This window comes from Paenibacillus sp. Z6-24, assembly GCF_054161335.1.
Window position 1 is genome coordinate 390121 of the sequence record NZ_CP096398.1, and the last position, 21734, is coordinate 411854.

Genomic DNA, 21734 nt, shown 5'->3' on the forward strand with positions numbered 1-21734 from the left:
CAGATGATCCAAGTAAGCAGAACCGCCGGAAACAAAGGGAGAGATCAAGATGCTGGATGCTCATACCATTAAAGTGATCAAATCGACTGTACCTGTATTGGAGACCGAAGGGGTACATATTACCAAACGATTCTACCAGATGATGTTCGAGGCTCATCCGGAGCTGTTGAACATTTTTAATCATGCCAATCAGAAGCAGGGGCGTCAGCAGACGGCGCTGGCCAATGCGGTCTATATGGCCGCCCTGCATATCGACCGGCTGGAAGAGATCTTGCCGGTAGTCAAGCAGGTTGCCCACAAGCACCGCAGTCTGGGGATTCGCCCGGACCAGTATCCGATTGTCGGCAAATATCTGCTGCAGGCGATTCAGGAGGTGCTGGGTGAAGCGGCAACACCGGAGATTCTGGAAGCCTGGTCCCGTGCATATGGAGTGATTGCAAATGCCTTTATCGGAGTGGAGCAGGAGATGTACCGGGAAGCGGAGCAGCAGCCGGGCGGCTGGAAGGATTTCCGCGCCTTTACCGTACAGCGCAAAGAGCGGGAGAGTGCTGTTATTACTTCCTTTTACCTGGTGCCGCAGGATGGCGGGGAGCTGGCTTCATTCGAACCGGGGCAGTATATCAGCGTCAAGGTGCACGTGCCGGGACAGCCGTATGAGCAGATTCGCCAGTACAGCCTGTCGGACGCGCCGGGACAGCCGTATTACCGGATCAGCGTCAAGCGCGAGGACGGCGACGATGCCCGTCCGGCCGGACAGGTGTCGGTCTATCTGCATGAGCAGGTGCAGGAGGGGGATGTGCTGTATCTGTCCGCTCCGGCAGGCGACTTCCAGCTGCAGCGCCAGCAGGGTCGTCCGGTGGTACTGATCAGCGGGGGAGTGGGGCTGACGCCGATGATGAGCATGCTGCGTTCACTGGCAGCCGAGCAGCCGGGGGCAGGCATTACCTTTATCCATGCGGCAGCCAACAGTGACATGCACGCGATGCGGCGCCAGGTGGAAGAGATCGCCAGTGAGTGTCCGGGATTGTCGGTGTATTATTGTTACAGCACACCGACCGATCTCGACCGGCAGCGTTCGGCTTTTCATTACGAAGGCTACCTGCAGCCGGATTGGCTGAAGGACATGGTGCCCGATCTGAACGCCGACTACTACTTCTGCGGTCCGCTGCCGTTCATGCAGGCGGTGAATACGGCGCTGGATCAGCTGGAGGTGCCGGTGGAACAGCGGCATTATGAATTCTTTGGCCCGGCGGCGAGTCTGGTGGCGAGCGGGAAGTAAGAGGGAGAGGGCAATAGACATAGAAGAAACTGAATGATAGGCAAAGAGCCGGAACCCTGTGTGATGCGGGTTCCGGCTCTGTCTGGTTATATACGATTACATTTCTCTATCCTACGAAAAAAAAGAGTCCTGCTGTTTGACCTGGGCGCGCAGCAGCCGGTTCACCGTCTCGCGGCGGAGTCCGATCAGCTGGCCGATCTCGTCCTGGGTGAGAATCTCGGTGATTGGAATGTCTTTGAGATAGGTGGCGAACCAGTGCTGAAGCTGCTCCAGCTTGTCGGCGGGAGTAACCCGGGTGAGCTGGTCGATGCGCTGCTGCATCATCCGCAGCTTGTCCTGCAGCTGTACAGCCACCTCATGATAGCGGGCCGGGTCGCGGCTCAGCTGATCATACCAATCTGCCGCATGAATAATCTCGACTTCCCCGGTTACAAGCGCAATCGCCGTGCCGTGATAGTTCATCGGGCTGATCAGGGAATGATGCGGAATCATCTCCCCGGGTACAATAATATTAAATAAAAACATGCTCCCGTCCTCATGCAGCCGTACGATCTTGAACAGCCCGCTTTTGATCCGGTACAGCGGTCCGCTCTCTCCCTGGCGGAAAAGGGTCTCGCCTTTGTGAATAATCATGATTGCTCTCCTTCCATCCGGGCAGATCCTGTCTGCGTTCGGTGCTCGTTCACCGCCGGCAGACTGTACAGGTGATCAGCAGCATTCGAGGGCAGACAGCCAGCAGTTCAGCAGTCACACCTGCATGTGAACAGCCCATTTAACCGATCCGCTTGCTGAGGTGCTTGTGCAGCGATGAAGCAAGCGCCGGTTCATCCAGCAGCTGGCGCAGCAGCGGCGTATCTCCGCGCTCATGGTACAGTACCTGGTTGCAGTCGGCAATCGTCGAGCCATGGCCTTCATGGCGTACAAAGGCAAACCGGTCACCCGCCGTGACCTGACCCGGTTCCAGAACGCGGAAGTAAAAGCCGGAAAACCCGGTATCCCGCACCCGCAGAATCATTTCCTTGCGCTCCAGATGGGCAGACAGCTTGAAGCACGGCTGACGCGGCTGGCTGACCTGCACGACCGCTGTCCCAATCCGGTACACATCGCCGATCTGAACCTGATCTTCCCGCAGTCCGCTGACGGTAAAATTCTCCCCGAACGCACCCGCTTCGAACGGGCGATTCATCTGCTCGCTCCACCATGGATAGTGGTCGGCCGAGTAGACGCAGGCTGCTTTGTCCGGGCCACCGTGATTTTTGAGATCGCCCTGTCCGTCCTGCTCCAATCCGTCTGCCGAGATACCGACCGAATGAGGCACAGGCTTTTTGATGAATCCGGTAAAGACGGTTTTGCCGTCCCATTCCATATTGACCGGCAGTCCGACATTCAGGAATAATAATTCTGGTAAAATAGCAGTAGTCTCCATCGACATTGGAAATACAGTCCTCCTCACAAACGATTTTCTTCATTAATACCGATAATTGTATCATAATAACGTATACAGACAATTCGGAAGCCGGTTCTTCCCGTGAAAGTCTTCCCTGTGGGACGCTTCTGAGAAGAAAGGAACGATCATGAATAACAACAAGCTACAAAGGAACCGGTATATACTGGTCACTCTGGTTCTGCTGCTTACTGTAACTATCTGTATCCAGGCAGGCACCGCACAGGCTGCGGAGCAGCAGGGCCATATTATGGATAATGCCGGCTTGTTTTCCGAAAAGGATATTAGCCGGATGAATGCAAGACTGGATCATCATACATATGATCTGTACGTGATCACCGACACAGGCATGAGCCAATCCGAAGGCATGAAGCTGGCCAACCAGATATATGACCAGTCCGGATTCTCGGGTAACCAGCTGCTGCTGTTCATAACGACCGATCCCAATTATGTGCATCTGGTATTCGATAACGAGGAGCTGAGGGAGCGGATTGGGCGCAGTAATGCAGGCAGCATCGAAGGCGTAACCGACAGCCAGTTTGTCCCCTATGCCAGAAAGGGCGATCTGGCGGGCGGGGTAATTGCGGTCAATGATTACCTCAATGGGCTGGGCGATCTCTCCAACGACAACAAGAATTCGCCGCCTTCCGGTTACGAGTCGGCTGCTCTTTCTGACCAGATCAGTCATTCCCTGCGTCAGGTGACATTCTATGTACTGGGAGGTGGTCTTGCGGCAGCCCTGCTGACCCTGCTCATTGTCCGGGCTGTCGCTTCCGAGAAGCTGCACCGTCGTCAGGCCAGACTTCGTGCGCAGGTGGATGAATGGAATGAACGGCTGGACAGCATAGCAGTCGCCGATGTGTCCATTTTGCAGGAGAATGGTTCCATTAGTGGATCAACGCCCGACAGGGTAAATGCGTGGGTACAGCAAATACAGTACCAGTCCAGCCAGCTGCACACGCTGCGAGGACATATTGATTCCCGGCAGATCTCATTGTTCTCCACAGCAAAGCCGGCGAGAGAACTGTCCGGGCTGGAGCAGCAGCTGAATGTACAGATCGGCCAGATCGAGGAACTGCTGCATCAGTATGAGCAGGCCGATGGACTCCCTAACATGTCTTACACCCAATTGGAAGCCGCTGTACCCGGTATGGAACGTATGGATAACATTGAAGCGGTACACGCGCTGTCCGAGCAGCTTCCCGAGCAGCAGAGCCGGCAGCTGCTGGATATGATCGAACGGACCGACCGGGAGCTCCATATGATCGTGGAGCAGGAGCGGCTGATGGTGAATAACGACAATCCTTTTGCCCTGCTTGGTCATGCCCGCGAGGGAGCGATACGTCTGCAGGAAATGCTGGCTCAGGGAGACAGAGGTTCCTGCGTGGACAGTATCCGGCGGATCGAGCAGGATATCCGGGAGGCGCGCGGTCTGGTCGCCGATCTGATCCGCTTCCGGGAACAATCCAGCGAGCTATTGAATCTGGCTCCGCAGCAGCTGGATGAACTGAAGCTGCTGCCCGATCGGTATGAAAAGGAAGTACAGCTGCTGCGGGAGCAGTATGCCAGAGTGCATGTGCAGGAACAGCGTGATCGGTATGCGAAGCTGCAGGAACTGCATTTGCAGGTTGAACAGCTGCTGCCGCAAATCGCCGCTGCACTGGATGAGAATTACCAGCAGTACCGCCAGGCGAATGCGCTATGCACCGAGGTAAGAGTGATGCTGGAGCAGATGCGGCAGCATCGCAGCGCCCTTCTCGGTTACAGGGATGAACTGGATCTATACAAAAAGCAGCTCATGGAGCGCTGGGAAATGATGAGTGCCCGCCACCGCGAAGGGGTACAGCTGCTGACTGCTCTTCATGAGGATGGAATGGCTGCGCAGCAATCCCAGAATGAGAGCTTTCATATGCTGGAACAGGTTCACCGCCGATTGATGAATCCTCCATTCCATCTGCCGGAGCTGGAGGAAGCGATGAACCTGGCGGCAGCGCGGCTGGATGTGTTTCTGCAGGAAGTGCATGAGTTGACCGGAATGACAGACCCGGCGCAGGCGCAAGAATTGGATTCGCCGGCAGAGCGTCCGCGTACAGAGCCGATGAGATTTTTCAAGAATCATCCGGATGACAACCATTAATCCGGCTCGATACGGTCACTGGTTCTACCGATTCGGTAGACTTTCTGCATCCGATCAATCCGTGGGAATAAACTCATGGGAAAACTGTACAGAAACAGCAAAAAGCAGCCTGGCTTCGTACCAATGGTACGGAGTCGGGCTGCTTTCTTGTTGGCGGCTAAGCCGAGTTCGGCTGCTGGAAAGGTACTGATCAGAGCTCTGCATTTTCCGGCTGGATGAAATGGGATAGATCATGATCGGCCTTGGCCTGATTGCACAAATTGCATGCACATACACAGTTCAGCGGCGTCGTGTGTCCACCGCGTGCCCGCGGCAGCAGATGGTCGATCGTATCACCATAGCCGCCGCAGAAATAGCATGTATACTGGTCACGCTCCAGAATGTAACGTCGGAAAGAACGATTGCTGTACAGGCGGCGGATCGTATGCCTGTTCACGACGACGGCCGCATATTCCCGGACGAGTACAATCGCCGTCTCCAGATCGCTCTCCTGATGCCAGCGGCGGCCTTTGTCGGTACGTCCGCGCATATAGACGATCCCTTTGCGAGTCGGCCGCAGCACAGACAGATCCAGCCCCTGTCCGCGAATGTCTTTCTGGTCAATCGAGGGCAGCTGGCGGTTCGGCCGCACTGCTGTAATCTGCGTTGTTCTTGTCGTCAGCTCCGGGGCTGGTGAAGGCTGGATAGCGGCCGGAACCGTATGGGAGGCATGGGCGGATACCGGCTGTACATGAACCGTGTCGGCCGTATTTGCTGCCTCCGTATCATTGGCCTGGTTTTTGAGCTGTTTGCGGCAGTTTCGGCACGTGCCGCGCCGCTGGCTTCTTCCGGATTTGCGGCCGGTTCGCCGGGCATAATGGGACAGCGGATGAAGCTCTCCGCAGCGGGAACAGATTTTGGAGCCGGGGCTGTCTGTTCCTTCAGCGGGCGGATCGGCTGCCATAGTTGGTGCGATGGTAGTCTCCGGCAAGTATTCCGGATGAGATTGCTGCATAGATTTCACCTATTTCCAATAAATTCAGATTGTATCAGTGTCGTGGTTGATTCCTTCTATTATAACGGTAAAAGGTCGCGTCGCTTGGCAATTGGTTCACAATCTTTGCATACTCCGACCAGACTGCCGTCATCATTGGCATAAAAGGTGAGATGATTGACTTCTTTTTTGCAGTAGGAGCACTTCTGCATACGCAGCTTGGATGGCGGATGGCCGGTTCGGGACAGCGGCAGTGGGCGTACAACAGCCGGACGCCCGAACGTCTCTGCCGGCTTGACGGAGGTGTCGGACTTGCTGCGCGTACCGGGCCGACGCTCGCGAAAAGCTGCCAGATCAACAACATTATGCGATTTGGCCGGCGGCCGACTGCCGTTATGGGATTCAGGCGCATTGGCCGTGAAAGACGGAGATATCGGCTCTTCGGCTGTCGGGTTGGCCCTCTTTTTGGAGGAGTGAACGATCCAGCTGATCACTGCCAGAATAACAATGACAAGCCCCATTACGATAATCCATGCAGGTTGCATGCGATTCACCTTCTTTGCTGAGTATTGGACATGGTGGATAGAGATACTCCTTATTATATTACCTTTTAATTCCTGAACATCCCTTTTTTGTTACTGCCTAATTTGCTATAATGCGTGTCAAGGGTAGAAAAAAAGTATAATAATTATTTTTTTTGCCGTTATGTGTTACATATCGAGAGTATGGAAACGGTGGAGCCAAAGAAGCTGGATAACATATGAAAGGAATGAAGACAGTGAACAAGAAGATCAAAAGCTTTACGATACTGTGTCTGCTCGTTGTGTTGGTCGCTTCTGTGCTCAGTTCGTGCGGATCGGATACCGGGAGTAATCAAGAGGAAAAGGGAAAGGTAACCATTAAATTCTGGACAATTGCACTTCAGCCCACATTTAATGAATACTTTAATACCCTGATTTCAGAATACCAAAAAAGTCACCCCGGCGTCACGATCGAATGGAGCGATTATCCATACGATGCCATATCTAATAAGTTATTAACCGGAATTGCCAGCGGCAACGTACCGGATGTGGTAAATTTGAATACCGAATTTGCTAATCAGATGGCATCCAAGGGAGCTCTTGCCGATCTGACCCCTTATTTGAGCGATGAAGAGAAAGGTTCCTATTTTGAAGGGATCTTCAATTCCACGGTGTTGGATAACAAGCCGTATGCCCTGCCCTGGTATACCGGTACCGAAGTGCTGTACATGAACACCCGTCTGGTCAAACAGGCCGGTCTGGACCCCGAGAATCCTCCGAAGACACGGGACGAGCTGAATGAATGGGCCCGTCAGGTCAAAGCAAAAACAGGAGCAAGCGGTTACGCGCTGACTTTTGCTGCCCGGTTGTTCCCGGTCGAAGGCATCTCGATTCTGAATGAAGACAAAACGGCAGCCGCGTTCAATACACCGGAAGGCCTGTCGATGATTCAGCGTATGCAGCAGCTGATTCAGGAAGGTGTACTGGTTGGCGAAGATGCCAACTTTGACAAGCAGATCCAGTACTATTCCAGTGAACAAACGGCTTTTGAGATTGCCGGGCCTACCTTTATTAACTTTATCAAAACAGCAGCTCCGGATGTATATGAGAATACGGTAGCTGTACCGCTGCCGACAGGCAAAGCGGATGTACGCCTGTCCAATACGATGAACCTGGTCGTGCCGGGCAAATCGGCAGCACCGGAGCAGGCAGCGGAGTTCGCCAAGTTCCTGACCAATGCGACGAACCAGACTTCCTTTGCCAAAGCGGCCAATACGCTGCCAAGTACCAAGGAATCGATCAAGGACCCGTTCTTTACCCAGAATGATAACAAGCTGGAATCCGAAGCCAAAGTCGCCTCGGCTGAAAGTCTGGACAAAGCGGTCGATTACATGGTCGGTGTACCGAATGCCGGTGATGTGAACTCCACGATTGCGCTGCAGCTGCAGGAGATTTTCCTCAATGGAAAAGATCCGCAGCAGGGACTGGATACGGCGGAGCAGGAAGTCAATCAGGTACTCAAACAATAAAATAACGACAGGAACATAGGCATAAACATATATAGGCGAAATCATTTTCCGTTAAATCCCGGTCGCATGTGCAGGATAGGATCCTGCGGTGAAGGCAAGATACTGACCCTCCAAAGGCGGTGGACGAGCATAATGAAATGGATGAGAACCGAGACGTTTGCCGCGTGGGCCTTCATGGCTCCCGGACTGCTGATTGTCGCTGTGTTTGTATTATGGCCGATCATCTACGGAATTCCATTGTCTCTGACCGATTACTCGGTAATTGGCGAGACTCACTATGTAGGATTCGAAAATTATGTAACAGCGGTTCAGGACAAAAGCTTCCTGACCTCGCTGTGGAACTCGCTGGTCTATGTACTGATTGTCCCTTTTATTCAGGTGTTCTCGATTCTGATGGCGATTCTGGTCAATACCCGTCTGCCGCTGATCAAGGCATTCCGGGCGGCGTATTATATCCCTGTTGTCACTTCCATGGTCGCGGTTGCGCTCATGTGGAGCTGGCTGTTCAGCAACAATGGGGTCGTTAATTATATTCTGATCCAGCTGGGCATTATCCAGGAGCAGGTAGGCTGGCTGTCCAGCAGCAGTACCGCTCTGTACGCGCTGATGTTTATTACGATGTGGAAAGGCCTCGGTTATTATATGGTGCTCTATCTGGCCGGTCTGCAGGGCATTCCGTCCGAGCTGTATGAGGCGGCGATGATCGATGGAGCCAGCCGCTGGCAGGTGATCATGCGGATCACCGTGCCGCTGCTCCGTCCGCATATCCTGTTCTGTACACTGATCTCGCTCATGGGGGCGATTCGCGTCTTTGACGAGATGTTCGTACTGACCCAGGGCGGGCCGGGCAATGCTACGCTGACGTCGAGTCTGTATATTTACCAAAAAGGTCTGGAGCAGTTTAACTTTGGTTATGCTTCTGCTCTGGGGCTGATTGTAAGTGTAATTGTAGGTGCGCTGAGCATATTCGTATTCCGTCTGAACCGGAAAGGCGGTGTGAGCTACTGATGAACAAAGCGATGGAACATTCCAGAAGTAATGCCATGTCATCCGGGGTAATGGCCCGCCGTCTCAAAAAGACTGTGCGCTACACCATTACCTATATACTGCTGCTGCTGCTCGCGCTGCTCATGACAGGGCCGTTTCTGTGGTTGCTGAGCGTCTCGCTCATGCCGGGCCGGAACGTATTCTCCAACCCGCCGGCGATCTGGCCGACGTTTATCGACTTTGGCAATTATGTGCAGGTGTGGAACTACATGAACTTCCCCAAATATATTATGAACACGCTCATTATTACGGTGCTCGGGGTCGTATTCAATATTGTTCTGTCCTGCATGACCGCCTATCCGCTGGCCCTGTTTCGTTTTAAAGGGCGGGATATGGTGTTCGCGCTGCTGATTACGACGATGATTATCCCGTCCTCGACAGCGATGATCGTGCATTATCTGACGATCCAGTGGCTGAATCTGGGCAATTCCTATCTGGGCGTTGTCCTGCCGGCTGCCGTATCGGTATTTAACATTTTCCTGATGCGCCAGACGTTCCAGGGCATTCCATCCGAGATCCGGGATTCCGGTAAAATGGACGGCGCATCCGAATTGCGGATCTGGTGGCAGCTCGTCCTTCCGCTGGTCAAACCAGGCATCGCCGTTATTATGCTGCTGGAAGTGATGGCTTTTTGGAACAATTTCCTCTGGCCGATCGTCGTCCTCGATGATCCGGAGAAATATCCGCTTGCTTCGGCACTCACCTATTTGAATGGTCAGTTTTCATATAATTTTGGCTGGATTGCAGCAGGTACCATCATTTCGGTTATTCCGATTATTCTGGTATTCTTGTTCACCCAGCGGTATTACATGGAAGGTCTGGCCGGTGCAGTTAAAGGATAAGCGCTTCGCTTATCCTTTTCTGTGCTGCCGTTTACATAACAATACCTTCAACCAGCTGCTCCAACAGGGTTTCGTCTGTTCCCGGTTCTCGCTAAAATGGCCGGGCAGACACGAACCACACTGAAATCAGGAAAGGGGGGAATTCATACAGAGTCTGTCCGGCACTCCAGGCAGCATCACGGCAAAAATATCTCCGGCAGGTACTCTCGCCAACAAAGAGAAATGGCAGAACAGGGTTGTGACGCGTATCGCAGGATGTACAATTCATGCATCTGTGTAAGGCAAGCAATAACAAACCTATACCATATGAGCCAGGAGGCTATCAAATGAAGCGTAACAAGGGGTTATGGCGTTCTATATCCATATTGATGATCTGGGCAATGCTGGGCAGTCTGATTCCTGCCGGAGCCATCCACGCAGCGGAGCGGCAGCAGGACTTTAGCAAAATGGACGTGATGCCGATTCCGGCCGTTACCCGGATCATTACACCGACAGGCGAACTGCATGGTGATGACTGGGAACGGATCACAGCAGACGGCGGTTGGGATGTGTATACCAACAAGGCTACGATGACACTGGAGTTTCCTTATCCCATTTATCTGAACGGATTCAGAACGCTGCTGAACAGTGAGAGCAATACCACTGATTTCAGACTGGAAGGGCTGGTTGACGGAGAATGGCGTGATATCGACGAAATGCAGTCTGCCTGGGACAAGCCATGGGTTTCTGCCTACTATATGCGGGCGATGACGCCGGGATGGTATAAGAGCATCCGGATCAACTTTTTCAATAAAGATCCGAATAAGGCTGTCGATGTGAAGACAATCTATTTGATGTCGGAGCTGCCACGGGTAACCAGTGCTAATGTACTGCCAGGGCAGAATACACGGGCTGCCCTGCAGTGGGATGAAGTGCCGGGTGCCGATAAATATATCGTCAAATACGGACCGGAGTTCGGGCAGTATACCGATCAGATCGAGCTCAAGCCGTCCGACCGGCAGCCGGGTAATTATTTTATTATTCCGGGCCTGGAAAAGGACAGGGTCTACCATGCGATCGTCGTACCGGTCGTAAACGGCCGGGAAGGCAATCGGTCGGTCGATATGTCCATTATTATCCCAAGCTCGCGCTTTTTCCCGGGCGGAACGGGCTTCGGCATTAATGAATGGGACAACAGTTGGCTGTACAACAAAATGGGTGACGGCAATATGAACAGTACTTGGGGCTCGATGGCTTATGGATATGTACAAGATCTTAACTACTATATCCAGATGCCGTCCACGACCTATATGACTTCCCTGCAGGTATTGCCTGCCGTGCCGGCGGATACCACCCTTACGTATACCGCCTATGGATGGAAGGATGGAGTAGCGACCGAGATCGGGCACAAATCGTATAAGCTGGCTGCACGGATTGGTCCGTATTTACTGGATCCAATCCCGATTACACCGGGCTGGTATGATCGTCTCTCTATCCATGTGAATTCGACCAATACAGCGGTAGAGACGTACGAGATTCTGTGGGACTCCAGCATGTCTACGGTGGAAGGATTGTGGACCGAACGCGGGGATCGTCAGGTCACACTCCACTGGAATCCGGTACCGGACGCGGACTATTATACGGTCACCTATGAATCGGTAATCTATCCGGTCAGCGGAACAATGCAGGTGAACGCGGAAGCTTACAAGGGATATCCGGTCACCGGACTCGTCAATGGACAGGAGTATACGTTCCGGGTGAATGCCAGCGTAAACGGTCAGCTGGTCAATCCGACAGGAAAGGTCATTGGCAGCGCGACTGCGCCTAATATCGGCAGAGCAGTTCCTGTCGGAACGATTGCGAGCGGCAGTGCAGAGCCCATACCAGCTTACGATCCTTACGCGGTCATCGACAGTTATATGACCACCGGCTATTCGTTGTGGGCTGGCGGGACATTCGGTCTGTCATTCCCATCCCCGGTCAGTCTGAAAGGTGTACAGATCTCCAGCTTTTCGATGGCTCCATCCATGCATCACTACACCATCTACGGACTGCAGGGCAAGCGCTGGATCAAGATCGGTCAGGGCACATTGACCCCAATGTACCGATTCAAAAGTGACCCTTATGATCTGCTACAGGACCCTATCGCAGTCAAACCAGGCAAATATGAAGGACTTCTGGTAGTCGGTGAGGCCGATCAGGATGGATTCTGGGGCAGTATTGATCTGAATGATATCAAATTGATTTACGGCGACAATCAAGCTCCATCCAGTGTTACGGATGATACGTACGGAGCAAGGGATAGCGTTACCGGAGATACGTATATTCAGTAGGCGCATATTCATTTATCGTGAATCCGTATGATGATGTAGACACGCATCACCACCGAGCCGCAGGGGGAACTGAGCGGGGAAGCATGGACCCGCCTGGCAATCGGTGGCGGCTGGGTTACCAATGAACAGAATGCCATTATCACGCTGCGCTTTCCACAAAAAACGCATCTTCAGGCAGTGACTACCCGATATTTCAGCAAATCAGCCAATGACAATGTGGATTACCTGTAGAAAGACAAATGGTGGAAAATGGAAAAACATCGACGAGATGAAGCCGCAGCGCAGCGAGAAAGGGCATATTCGTGCCGTTACGCCAGGCAGCTATGACGCTATCCGGCTTGTTTACTCGGCTATGAATGTAGAAGGTCCGCCTTACAGAACGATCGAGATCTCTACAATCCATATGTTTTCCGGTCATCCTTATATTGCCGTTCTGGCTGCTGAGCCTGCAAATACGAATAATGCTGCACTTCGACGGGATCCGGTACCGGATGCAGAAAAGTATATTGTCCGCTATGGCCCGACGAAGGTAAGTCTGGATGAAATCACTAACCGATCTGTATGCTGTGGCGGTATGATCCGCTTCAGTATACAGATCAATACATAGTTCAAAGGAGTATGGATCATCATGAATTCTTCCCATGAAAAAGATGGAAAAATCGTAATTATGCCGCTGGACGAACGGCCCTGCAATTATAACTTCCCGTATGAACTGGGCAAAAGCACCGATTGCAAAGTCGTCCGTCCGCCGCTCGAATGGATGGGTCACAAAAAGCAGCCTGCCGACACTACGCGTCTTTGGACATGGACAGAACTGGAATGCCTGCGTGCCCAGGGAGCGGTTCTGTCGCTGGATACGCTGCTGTATGGAGGCATTGTACCTTCCCGTCTGCATGAACTGGATCAGGCCGAGATTGCCCGGCGGATGGATCAGCTGCGCCAACTGAAGGAGCAGAATCCGGGATTGAAGCTGTATGCTTTTCAGCTGATTATGCGCTGTCCGCAGTACTCTTCTTCGGATGAGGAACCGGACTATTACGCCGATTGGGGCAGGGAGATTTTCCGTAAAGGTTATCTGGAACATCGGGATGAGGAACAGGGATTGGACCCTGCCGAACAAGAGGAATTAAGCGATATCAATGCCCGTCTGCCGCAGGAAGTGCTGGACGATTATCTGGGACGGCGCGCGGTGAATCGCGAAGCGAACCGGCTCGCTCTCCGGTATGTCGAAGAGGGGATTATCGATTTTCTTATTTTCCCGCAGGATGATTCGGCTCCGTATGGATATACAGCGAGAGACCAGCGGCTGGTCCGCGAAGCGATCCGTGAGAAAAACCTGGGGTTGCGCGTCTACATGTACCCGGGTGCAGATGAGGTTGGCTGTACGCTGCTCGCCCGGATGGTGAACCATCTGCGCTCGGCAGTGCCGTCGGTGTATGTACGCTTCGGCTCGGTCGAAGGACCGCATATTATCCCGGCTTATGAAGACCGTCGTCTATACGAGACGCTCAAGTACCAGATTATTGCGGCTGGTGGCATGATCGTCTCTTCCGAGTCCGAAGCCGATCTGGTGCTGCTGCTGAATACACCGGGCGAGAAAATGGGCGAAGCCGTCAACCAGGGCAAGCCATCCGCCAATTATGATACCGAGCGTACGCTTGTCGAGTTGGTCGAATATGCCGGTTACTTGCTGGATAAGGGATCTTCCGACAAACAGGCTCCAGAGCATCCCCCTGCTGCTTCGCAGCATAACGGTTCCGCTACTTCCCCGGCACGGAATCGCCGGCCTGCTGTGGCGATCGCAGATATCGCCTACGCCAATGGTGGAGATCTGGAACTGCTCAGCCTGCTCCGTCAGCGGGGTATCCTGTACCGTCTCGCCGGATATGCCGGCTGGAATACGAGTTCCAACACGCTTGGCACCGTGATCGCCCAGTCGATGATCCATGTACACTATGGCATGACCCCGGAGCATCTGAACTTCCTGGCCCTGCGGTATGTGGAGGACTTCGGCTACGACTCTGTCGTCCGCAAAGCACTCAGCAGCGGCCCGATCCAGGAACTTGGTCTGGACAAATTCCTGCTCGACGGCCCGCGGGGCCAGGTATCCCGGATGGTCCGCCAGGGACTGGAACAATTCATTCACGATCATCTGCAGCAGGAAGGACATTCCATCCGCATCATGGACTGCTACATGCCATGGAACCGAATGTTCGAAGTCGGCCTGACCGTACACGCCGATTGAGATGTCGTACCAGCTCCGAAAAGCAGTAAACTTGAACCAAGCATCCTTTAACTGGTATAAATGATACAAAGATGGAAGGAAGATGATGAAGGATGGGCGCGAGAAAAAGCAAACAAGCGATGCCTATCCTTATTCCATCCCAAAGGAAATCCAAAATCCAAATGGAATCCCAAAAGCTAAAGCAGAAGCAGAAGTTGAAAGTAACACCATGTACTCAATGCCCTGCACGCCTCCAAGCGAAGGAGAGGGAATTATGCCAGAGGCCGACATTTAAGAATGGATATTTACCGCTGCAGGCGGTATTTCAAAATATCCATTCTTAACCGGAGGCCGCCGGCATAATCCCTCTCCGCAGCGGAGCCTGCATAATGAACCAGCGTATACCAGCAGCTTGTGGCTGTTGATGTTATTATCCGCTGCATTCCATTGCCAGATGGCTGCATCAACGAAGCCGTAAATGCACCTACCTACATCATCGTCGTGCCAAATTCGCACCCAAAGGAGATTTCAGTCATGAACCAACATACACTGCAAGCTGACGTCATCGTCATCGGAGGAAGCCTCGGAGGAACACTTGCCGCACTCGCAGCTGCCAAGCAGGGACTGCATGTTATTCTGACCGAACCGACAGATTGGCTCGGCGGACAGCTCACTTCCCAGGCGGTTCCCCCTGATGAGCATCGCTGGATTGAGCAGGGCATCGGTGCCCCGGGTACCTTTATCGAGTTCCGGGAGCGAGTGCGGGAATATTATCGCAACAACTATCCGCTCACCGAAGAAGCGTTGACCAATCCGATCCTCAATCCCGGCAACGGCTGGGTGAGCCGACTGGCTCATGAACCAAAGGTAGCGTTACAGGTGCTCGAAGATATGCTCGCCGTATATATCAATACACAGCGCATCGAAGTGCTGTACCAGACCGTACCGGTCGAGGTCAATGTAGAGCATGATATGATCCGCTCTGTGACCGTAAACCGGCTCGGACATTACCGTCCGAAATACATGACCCTGATCGGTACATATTATCTCGATGGCACCGACGAAGGCGATCTGCTGCCGATGTCCGGCACCGAGTATGTGAGCGGCGCCGAAGCCAGATCCGAGACTGGTGAGCCTCATGCACTGGAAGAGGCCGATCCGCTGGATATGCAGTCGATTACACATGTAGCGGCTGTCGATTATATCGAAGGCGGCGACTTTACGATTGACAAGCCGGAGGAGTACGAGTTCTGGCGGCAGTATACGCCATCTTTTTCCGAGTACCCGATCCTGAGCTGGTATGCGACCGATGCGAACGATACGACCAAGCTCAAGGAGTTCACCCTGCTGCCCAATGAACAGGGCGTGACATCGCTGTGGGATTACCGCCGCATCGTCGATCCGTCAATCTGGACCGAGAAGCTGAGCGCCGAGGTGTCCCTGCTTAACTGGGCGATGAATGACTATTATGCCGGACCGGTCACCGGAGTGCCGCTGCAGGAGCGTATTCCGAATCTGGAGAGTGCCCGTCAGCTCACCCTGTCGCTCGTATACTGGCTGCAGACCGAGGCGCCCCGTCTGGATGGCGGCAAAGGCTACCCGGGTATCCGGCTGAGAGGCGATATTCTCGGTACTGCAGATGGACTTGCCAAAGCACCATATATCCGCGAATCCCGCCGAATTAAGGGCATGTACACGATTACCGAACACGATGTCAGCAAGGAACTGCGCGGAGAGCAGGGGATCAAGCGCTATGAGGACAGCATCGGTATCGGCAGCTACTCGCTCGATCTGCATCCGACCGTCAAGACGCACCGGACCTTTTATATTCCGAACTATCCGTTCGAGATTCCGCTCGGTTCGCTGATTCCGGTACGGATGAAAAACCTGCTGCCCGCATGCAAAAATATCAGCATGACCCAGATCGCCGGCGGCTGCTACCGTCTGCATCCGGTGGAATGGAATATCGGAGAAGCTGCCGGTTATCTGGCCGCCTACGCAATCCAGCATAATCTGACGCCGCGTGAAGTATACGAATCCAGTGAACATGTGAGCCGCTACCAGGAGATACTGACCGATGGCGGTGTACAGCTGCACTGGCCGGAAGAAGTGGAAAAGGAAGTATTGCAGCCGCAGAAGTAAAAACAGTCTATGGATCGGATGGTACGGAGAAGTTCCGGCATGGCAGCGAAATGAATAAGCAGCAGGTTATTATAAAAGATCAGAAAAAGAGGGCATTCGGTGAATGTCCTCTTTTCACTATTCGGTCTGTAATCATGGCTCCGTTCGTAATCCCTGTTATACATTGCGGCTCATATAGCTCATATCTCCAGAGGATGATTCGATATCACTTACTAAGGAGGGAATGCGATGAAGTATTGGATTATGCTGGTGTTATTATTTTTGGTCGGGTGCAGCAGTACCAGGATTACTGAATATGATCCCGAAGGAGAAAAATACAGAACGCCGTCCCGCCACCTTTCGATCGCCGTCATCGGACAAGAGGCGCTGGAACCCGTCAATAACGTGACCTACACCAGAGTGGATATGGATCGTCTGTCGGTCCAGGATAGCCAGGCGTTTGACGGCATTATCGTGACAGCGGATCATTTGGCAGATGCTGCCCAGAAAAAATACAGGTATTTCTTTATCCATACCAGGACGCCCGTTTTCTTTTTTGGTGCGGAGAAGTTGATGGTTCCCTTATTTACAGACAATAATTTTGAGCTAAATGATGTTGTTGGAGAACATGGTGCCCCTGTGTCCGGTTACATGAATACAGAAGAAGGTTATGCGATATGGGACCTGCATCTGCCCGATCATCCCACGGAAAAGGACAAAACGACGGATATGCTGCTGCGTATATATGCCACCATTATCGAGCAGAAATTTGCCGAATCGTCTCCCGCAGCATTTTGATACACACATAGGCAACGACAAGAGAAAACAGAAAAACATATATTTTGAACCAGATGCCTGTATCCTCCAGGTACCATGCATTGAACAGGCTGACTCCGGTAATGCCGAGAGCCAGCCAGCCGAGCAGCAGGCAGGTAGTCCATTTGTTCGGATATCTGATTTGGATCTCATCATACAGCAGGATACATGCCGTTTGAGCCAGCATACATAATGCTCCCAGTGAAAAGTGGGTGAACAGCCCATAGATCATCACCAGGGCAATCCATATCACCAATAGAAGGATTAACGTAAATACGCCGGATTTGTTCAATCTCATCGGTGTTTAAAGCCCCCTGTGTATTCTGGAATTTGGAAATATATCCATTATACCTTCTATTTTCTTCGTACAGGAGGTTTTGCTTGCAGCCAGAACCTCAAATTGTTGATGTTCCGGTTCGCAGCGGTTAAGGAGCTTCTTGCAGCAGCTCGATCAGTTCCAGCCGCAGCGCCTGCATCGCATCTTCACGATCCATCGGCATATAGCGGCTGAGCTGCTGCATCTCCGGTTCGTAGTAGGACAGCAGTTCCAGCATATACTGCTGTCCATGTGGGCCGCGGGCCTTTTCCAGCAGGGTTATAAATTGTTCGTCCGGGAGAGGAATTGCAGACTTTTGCGTTTCCATCGGTTCACCGCCTGTTGGCTGATTTGCAGCTGGGCTGCCAGTTCCTGCTCGCTTTTTCCTTCCAGATACAGTCCGGTAATGATAGTGCGGCCTTGTTCGGAAGGCAGGGTATGGATCCATTCCTGCAGCAAAATAAGGTTGATGTCATCAGATTGTACCGAAAAAGAGCTGATTTGCTCGTTCAGAGGGAATTTTTCATGATATAATCTGGTTTTGGTGCGGTACTGCATCCTCCAGGACGCCTGCCGCAGTCGCTGCCGGTACTGCTCGCTCAGTGGTAAAATGACAGACATGAAGTTCAACTCCTTTGTGGTATATTTTCCAATTAAGGGAACTTATGTTCTTATTTTACCAATAAGCATAAGCATCGGCGGAGGTCATACACCGGATATGCAGCGGAAAAAGAGACGATTTTGGGCTGCATCATGTTGCTACGACGTTCAGGTTGGCAGTAAAGAGTTCGAAGTCGAAGGGATTTTCCCGGAAAGGTGTTTTACCTCATTATGCTGAAAATTTTGCTGTTTATTTTTCTGATTCAGATTGTGTATGTTACGGCGTATACACTGCGGACGATTCTGACGCTGAAAGGGCAAAAGTATGTAGCCGCCAGCATCGGAACGGTGGAAGTCGTTATTTATGTCATGGGACTGAACATGGTGCTCAGCTACCTGGATCAGGTCGTCAGCCTCATCGTGTACGCGATCGGCTATGGGATGGGGATTCTGCTCGGTTCCTGGATTGAGGAGAAGATCGCACTCGGTTATATTACTGTCAAAGTAATCAGCGATGCACCCAATTACCATCTGGTTGAAGTGCTGCGGGAAAAAGGCTATGGCGTCACTTCATGGATCGGGCAGGGCCGCGACGGCGAACGGATCATGATGGAGATTCTGGCCAAGCGCAAAAACCAGGATAATCTGTACAAAAGTATTCTGGCCGTCGATCCGAAAGCATTTGTCATTATGGTCGAACCCCGCGAATTCCATGGCGGATTCTGGACTAAAGCGATCAAGCGATAACAGGCATATCACGTATCAGGTACTGTATTATCGGGCAATCGCCTACATTCAATCTATACCGGACAGGCCAGCCGCTGCCGGCTATTCTAATTGTACAACCCGTCTTTTCCACAGGGAGACGGGTTTCTTTGTGCTTGCCGCTTGTTGGATGGGCGATATCAGGTTCAACCGACATCGGGTATATGCCAAAAAGGCATCCCAATATCAGGATGCCTTTTGGTGTTAACAGCGCTTTGGAAAAACAGATATCTTTACGCGAATATTTTTAGATGCTGTTCCAGCCAGTCCACATAGCTCTGCTCGCGTACGAGCGCTTTGGTCAACACAAGATAATGCCCCAGCTGGGGATTGGCAAATGTCATCTCTGCGTCTTCCGCCCCAAATGTCGGCTTCAACCCTTCATACCGCTGCTGCAGATCTTTCAGCTTCTCCTGCCGCAATCGCAGCTGGTCAGCGAACAGCACACGGGCCTCTTCTTTTGGCAAATTGCCGATAAAGTACATTTTCAGCATAAACGTATCTTTTTCCGTCTCCGGCAGCGGGGAGGAGGCGCTCACCCATTCCAGCAGCTCCTGCTGCCCTTCTGCCGTGATGGTGTACATTTTTTTCTCCAGCTTTTCGCCCTGGATAATGGTACGGAACTGGACGAGTCCTTCATCGACCAGTTTCTTGAGTTCGGGATAGATCTGGCTGTGCTTGGCGCTCCAGAACTGTCCGATCTCTTCCTTGAACTGGCTGGTAATATCGTAGCCGCTGCATTCGTGACGGTTCAGCAGGCCGAGAATGGCATATTTTAATACTCGCATAAGGCAATAATCCCCCTTGATCGGTTTGACTGTGTCTATTTATAGTGTTAGTATAAACATGTAAACAATTACATGTTTTAAATGATTTATGTTTGCCGCTGCCTATCCGAACCTGCACGTTCATGGAGAGGTCAGCTGGCGTCTGGACAGTATATACTAACTTGAGGAAGGTGCTTTGAACATGGACCAATTTGTTGGCAGTCACATGATTTATACGTATGAGAACGGCTGGGAATACGAGATTTATATCAAGAATGACCGTACGATCGATTATCGTATTCACTCTGGTATGGTCGCAGGACGCTGGGTGCGCGATCAGGAAGTGGATCTGGTGAAACTGACCGAAGGCGTCTACAAAGTATCCTGGACCGAACCTACCGGCACAGACGTATCCCTTAATTTTATGCCAGATGAGAAAAGAATGCATGGTATTATTTTCTTCCCGAAATGGGTGCATGAACATCCGGAGATTACCGTCTGCTACCAGAACGACCATATCGCTCTAATGGAAGAATCCCGTCTCAAATACGAAACGTATCCCAAATATGTTGTACCGGAATTTGCCGATATTACGTTTATCGAGAATGCAGGTGCGAATAACGAAGAGCTGATCTCCATCGCTCCATATCCGGGCATGACTGACGATATTCGTGCCGGCAGACCGCTGCAATCCAAATAATCTTTTTGATAAATGATAACTGTACCTGCACTGCAGGATACTACTCTATATCTCCTATAACCAAAAGCAGCCCGTGCTTCCTCTTATTATGGACGCGGGCTGCTTTTTTGTGCATTTATCCTACTACCATGTTGCTGCCGCTCTCCGGCAGGATGGCTCGCCGCTGCTGTTCACGCATGATATAGTGGAATTTATAACAAAAGGGGATCAATCGGAAGTCAGGTGATATATCGTGAAATGGGAATTGATTTTTACCCGGCAGGGGCAGCTGGACAGACAGTGGACGAGTGATATCGAGGTGTTGTATACCGGCCTGCAAGGACTGTCGGTACAGCGCTTCAGGCTGAAGGAAGACGAGCAGCACTATATCTACAAGCCGTTCGCCACAGCGGATGATGTGATACGTGAAGTCGGCGTCTATGAGCGGATCATGCCTTTGCTGCCGGAAGTGTACCCGCAGCTGATTGGATATTCGGCAGGTTTGGCAGCGGATGCTGAAGCCGGGAGGCAGGATCAGCAAACAGGACTGCAGCAAGCTCGCTCGGTCTCACAGCCCGGCTGCTGGCTCATCCTGGAGGATATTGGCGAACTGAATCATCGTCATACGAGTCAGGTACTGCTGGACGTCGTGGACCTGATGGCACAGTGGCACAGCATCCCGACAGGGAAGATCCGGGAACTGCCTGATCAGGGACAAAAGCCGCCGCTGTCTGTCGTCCGAGATGAAGTACTGCGGGATTGGGAAGAGGTGGTGCAGCTGATCACCTCGGTTCAGAGCGAATGCACTATACGATGCACTACCAGGGATAACGGGAGAACAGAGCATCGTACACCGGATGAACATCAGCTGAACGTATTGCAGGACAAGCTGCGTCATTTCACTGTTCCTGAATCCAAAGTGCTTGCTCATGGCGATCTGCATGCAGGCAATTACGGTCTTAATCCGGCAGGTCGGCTGATTATTCTGGACTGGGAACATGCGCACAGCGCTTCGCCTTACTGGGATCTGTACCACCTGCTCGATCTGTCGCATCCACTATTCCCGCGAAGAATGAACCGGACACTGCGGCAGCAATTGCTGCACCGATACTGGTCGAATAGATGGCAGCATCCGGGGCAGGAACATACAGCTGCAATGGAATGGGATCGTTCCAGCTTCATCCGGGACTATTACCTGTACGCCATTGTGTATTCGCTGTGGATGCTGATGCTGATCGAGCGGGATCTGCATCAACCCCAGGCAATCTGGCCGCATCCGCAGCTGCTGGCCCAGCGCCGGGAGACGATGGAACATGTGCTGCAGTGTATGGAGTCATGGTACGAATAGCAGTTACGAGGTAA

At 52.3% G+C, this 21734-nt stretch carries 22 protein-coding genes; 14 read left to right on the forward strand and 8 right to left on the reverse strand.

The genetic code is table 11. The features are described from left to right. The first annotated feature begins 49 nt into the window (after window positions 1–49). The gene (gene hmpA, locus M1D61_RS01695; protein ID WP_458120902.1) at window positions 50–1279 is read left to right on the forward strand and encodes an NO-inducible flavohemoprotein; all 1230 of its coding nucleotides are present in this window, start codon (window positions 50–52) and stop codon (window positions 1277–1279) included. A 111-nt stretch (window positions 1280–1390) separates the two neighbouring features. Here hmpA and M1D61_RS01700 read toward each other — a convergent pair whose 3' ends face one another. Further along, a complete protein-coding gene (locus M1D61_RS01700; RefSeq protein WP_458120903.1) occupies window positions 1391–1912 on the reverse strand; it encodes a Crp/Fnr family transcriptional regulator in 522 nt (173 codons plus the stop codon). 139 nt (window positions 1913–2051) lie between these two features. Next, entirely contained in the window at window positions 2052–2711 is a 660-nt protein-coding gene (locus M1D61_RS01705; RefSeq protein ID WP_458120904.1) for an MOSC domain-containing protein, read from the reverse strand. A 142-nt stretch (window positions 2712–2853) separates the two neighbouring features. Here M1D61_RS01705 and M1D61_RS01710 point away from each other — a divergent pair, with 142 nt between their 5' ends. Next, the gene (locus M1D61_RS01710) at window positions 2854–4860 is read left to right on the forward strand and encodes a TPM domain-containing protein (RefSeq protein WP_458120905.1); all 2007 of its coding nucleotides are present in this window, start codon (window positions 2854–2856) and stop codon (window positions 4858–4860) included. A gap of 190 nt (window positions 4861–5050) precedes the next feature. Here the strand turns inward: M1D61_RS01710 and M1D61_RS01715 are convergent, their stop codons facing one another. Together M1D61_RS01715 and M1D61_RS01720 are read right to left on the reverse strand one after the other, a co-directional pair. After that, the gene (locus M1D61_RS01715) at window positions 5051–5854 is read right to left on the reverse strand and encodes an HNH endonuclease (protein WP_458120906.1); all 804 of its coding nucleotides are present in this window, start codon (window positions 5852–5854) and stop codon (window positions 5051–5053) included. A 59-nt stretch (window positions 5855–5913) separates the two neighbouring features. Next, window positions 5914–6378, reverse strand: a complete 465-nt coding sequence (locus M1D61_RS01720; protein ID WP_458120907.1) for a hypothetical protein — start codon at window positions 6376–6378, stop codon at window positions 5914–5916. A 215-nt stretch (window positions 6379–6593) separates the two neighbouring features. On the opposite strand from M1D61_RS01720, the gene M1D61_RS01725 reads away from it, so the two are divergent. The 9 genes from M1D61_RS01725 (at window position 6594) to M1D61_RS01765 (ending at window position 17227) form a co-directional block, all read left to right on the forward strand. Then, window positions 6594–7883 carry an ABC transporter substrate-binding protein gene (locus M1D61_RS01725; protein WP_458120908.1) on the forward strand — a complete coding sequence of 430 codons (1290 nt, stop codon included), beginning with the start codon at window positions 6594–6596 and terminating at the stop codon, window positions 7881–7883. A gap of 132 nt (window positions 7884–8015) precedes the next feature. Beyond that, window positions 8016–8891 carry a carbohydrate ABC transporter permease gene (locus M1D61_RS01730; protein WP_458120909.1) on the forward strand — a complete coding sequence of 292 codons (876 nt, stop codon included), beginning with the start codon at window positions 8016–8018 and terminating at the stop codon, window positions 8889–8891. 35 nt (window positions 8892–8926) lie between these two features. Then, window positions 8927–9772, forward strand: coding sequence for a carbohydrate ABC transporter permease (locus tag M1D61_RS01735; RefSeq protein WP_458122393.1), 846 nt, complete (start codon window positions 8927–8929; stop codon window positions 9770–9772). A 326-nt stretch (window positions 9773–10098) separates the two neighbouring features. After that, window positions 10099–12084, forward strand: a complete 1986-nt coding sequence (locus M1D61_RS01740; RefSeq protein WP_458120910.1) for a fibronectin type III domain-containing protein — start codon at window positions 10099–10101, stop codon at window positions 12082–12084. A 208-nt stretch (window positions 12085–12292) separates the two neighbouring features. Beyond that, window positions 12293–12691, forward strand: coding sequence for a hypothetical protein (locus M1D61_RS01745; RefSeq protein WP_458120911.1), 399 nt, complete (start codon window positions 12293–12295; stop codon window positions 12689–12691). Window positions 12692–12712: 21 nt separating this feature from the next. Next, window positions 12713–14329, forward strand: coding sequence for a DUF4127 family protein (locus M1D61_RS01750; protein ID WP_458120912.1), 1617 nt, complete (start codon window positions 12713–12715; stop codon window positions 14327–14329). Between the two features lie 82 nt (window positions 14330–14411). Further along, on the forward strand, window positions 14412–14603 hold the full coding sequence (locus M1D61_RS01755; RefSeq protein ID WP_458120913.1) for a hypothetical protein: 192 nt from the start codon (window positions 14412–14414) through the stop codon (window positions 14601–14603). Between the two features lie 239 nt (window positions 14604–14842). Then, complete coding sequence (locus M1D61_RS01760; RefSeq protein ID WP_458120914.1) at window positions 14843–16450, forward strand: FAD-dependent oxidoreductase; 1608 nt, start codon at window positions 14843–14845, stop codon at window positions 16448–16450. A gap of 228 nt (window positions 16451–16678) precedes the next feature. Beyond that, window positions 16679–17227, forward strand: a complete 549-nt coding sequence (locus M1D61_RS01765; RefSeq protein ID WP_458120915.1) for a hypothetical protein — start codon at window positions 16679–16681, stop codon at window positions 17225–17227. Here the strand turns inward: M1D61_RS01765 and M1D61_RS01770 are convergent. From M1D61_RS01770 to M1D61_RS01780, 3 genes are all read right to left on the reverse strand, one after another. Then, complete coding sequence (locus M1D61_RS01770) at window positions 17184–17543, reverse strand: hypothetical protein (RefSeq protein WP_458120916.1); 360 nt, start codon at window positions 17541–17543, stop codon at window positions 17184–17186. The genes M1D61_RS01765 and M1D61_RS01770 overlap by 44 nt on opposite strands. A 127-nt stretch (window positions 17544–17670) precedes the next feature. Next, window positions 17671–17889: a hypothetical protein gene (locus M1D61_RS01775; protein WP_458120917.1), complete on the reverse strand. Its 219-nt coding sequence runs from the start codon at window positions 17887–17889 to the stop codon at window positions 17671–17673. After that, complete coding sequence (locus tag M1D61_RS01780; RefSeq protein WP_458120918.1) at window positions 17841–18182, reverse strand: sigma factor-like helix-turn-helix DNA-binding protein; 342 nt, start codon at window positions 18180–18182, stop codon at window positions 17841–17843. The genes M1D61_RS01775 and M1D61_RS01780 overlap by 49 nt, the downstream gene beginning before the upstream one ends. A gap of 210 nt (window positions 18183–18392) precedes the next feature. On the opposite strand from M1D61_RS01780, the gene M1D61_RS01785 reads away from it, so the two are divergent. Continuing rightward, window positions 18393–18908, forward strand: coding sequence for a DUF2179 domain-containing protein (locus M1D61_RS01785; protein ID WP_458120919.1), 516 nt, complete (start codon window positions 18393–18395; stop codon window positions 18906–18908). A gap of 251 nt (window positions 18909–19159) precedes the next feature. Here the strand turns inward: M1D61_RS01785 and M1D61_RS01790 are convergent, their stop codons facing one another. Further along, window positions 19160–19714, reverse strand: a complete 555-nt coding sequence (locus tag M1D61_RS01790) for a PadR family transcriptional regulator (RefSeq protein ID WP_458120920.1) — start codon at window positions 19712–19714, stop codon at window positions 19160–19162. A 181-nt stretch (window positions 19715–19895) separates the two neighbouring features. Between M1D61_RS01790 and M1D61_RS01795 the strand changes: the two genes are divergently transcribed. After that, window positions 19896–20393: a phenolic acid decarboxylase gene (locus M1D61_RS01795; protein WP_458120921.1), complete on the forward strand. Its 498-nt coding sequence runs from the start codon at window positions 19896–19898 to the stop codon at window positions 20391–20393. A 232-nt stretch (window positions 20394–20625) separates the two neighbouring features. Beyond that, on the forward strand, window positions 20626–21720 hold the full coding sequence (locus M1D61_RS01800) for a phosphotransferase (protein WP_458120922.1): 1095 nt from the start codon (window positions 20626–20628) through the stop codon (window positions 21718–21720). Window positions 21721–21734 lie beyond the last annotated feature (14 nt).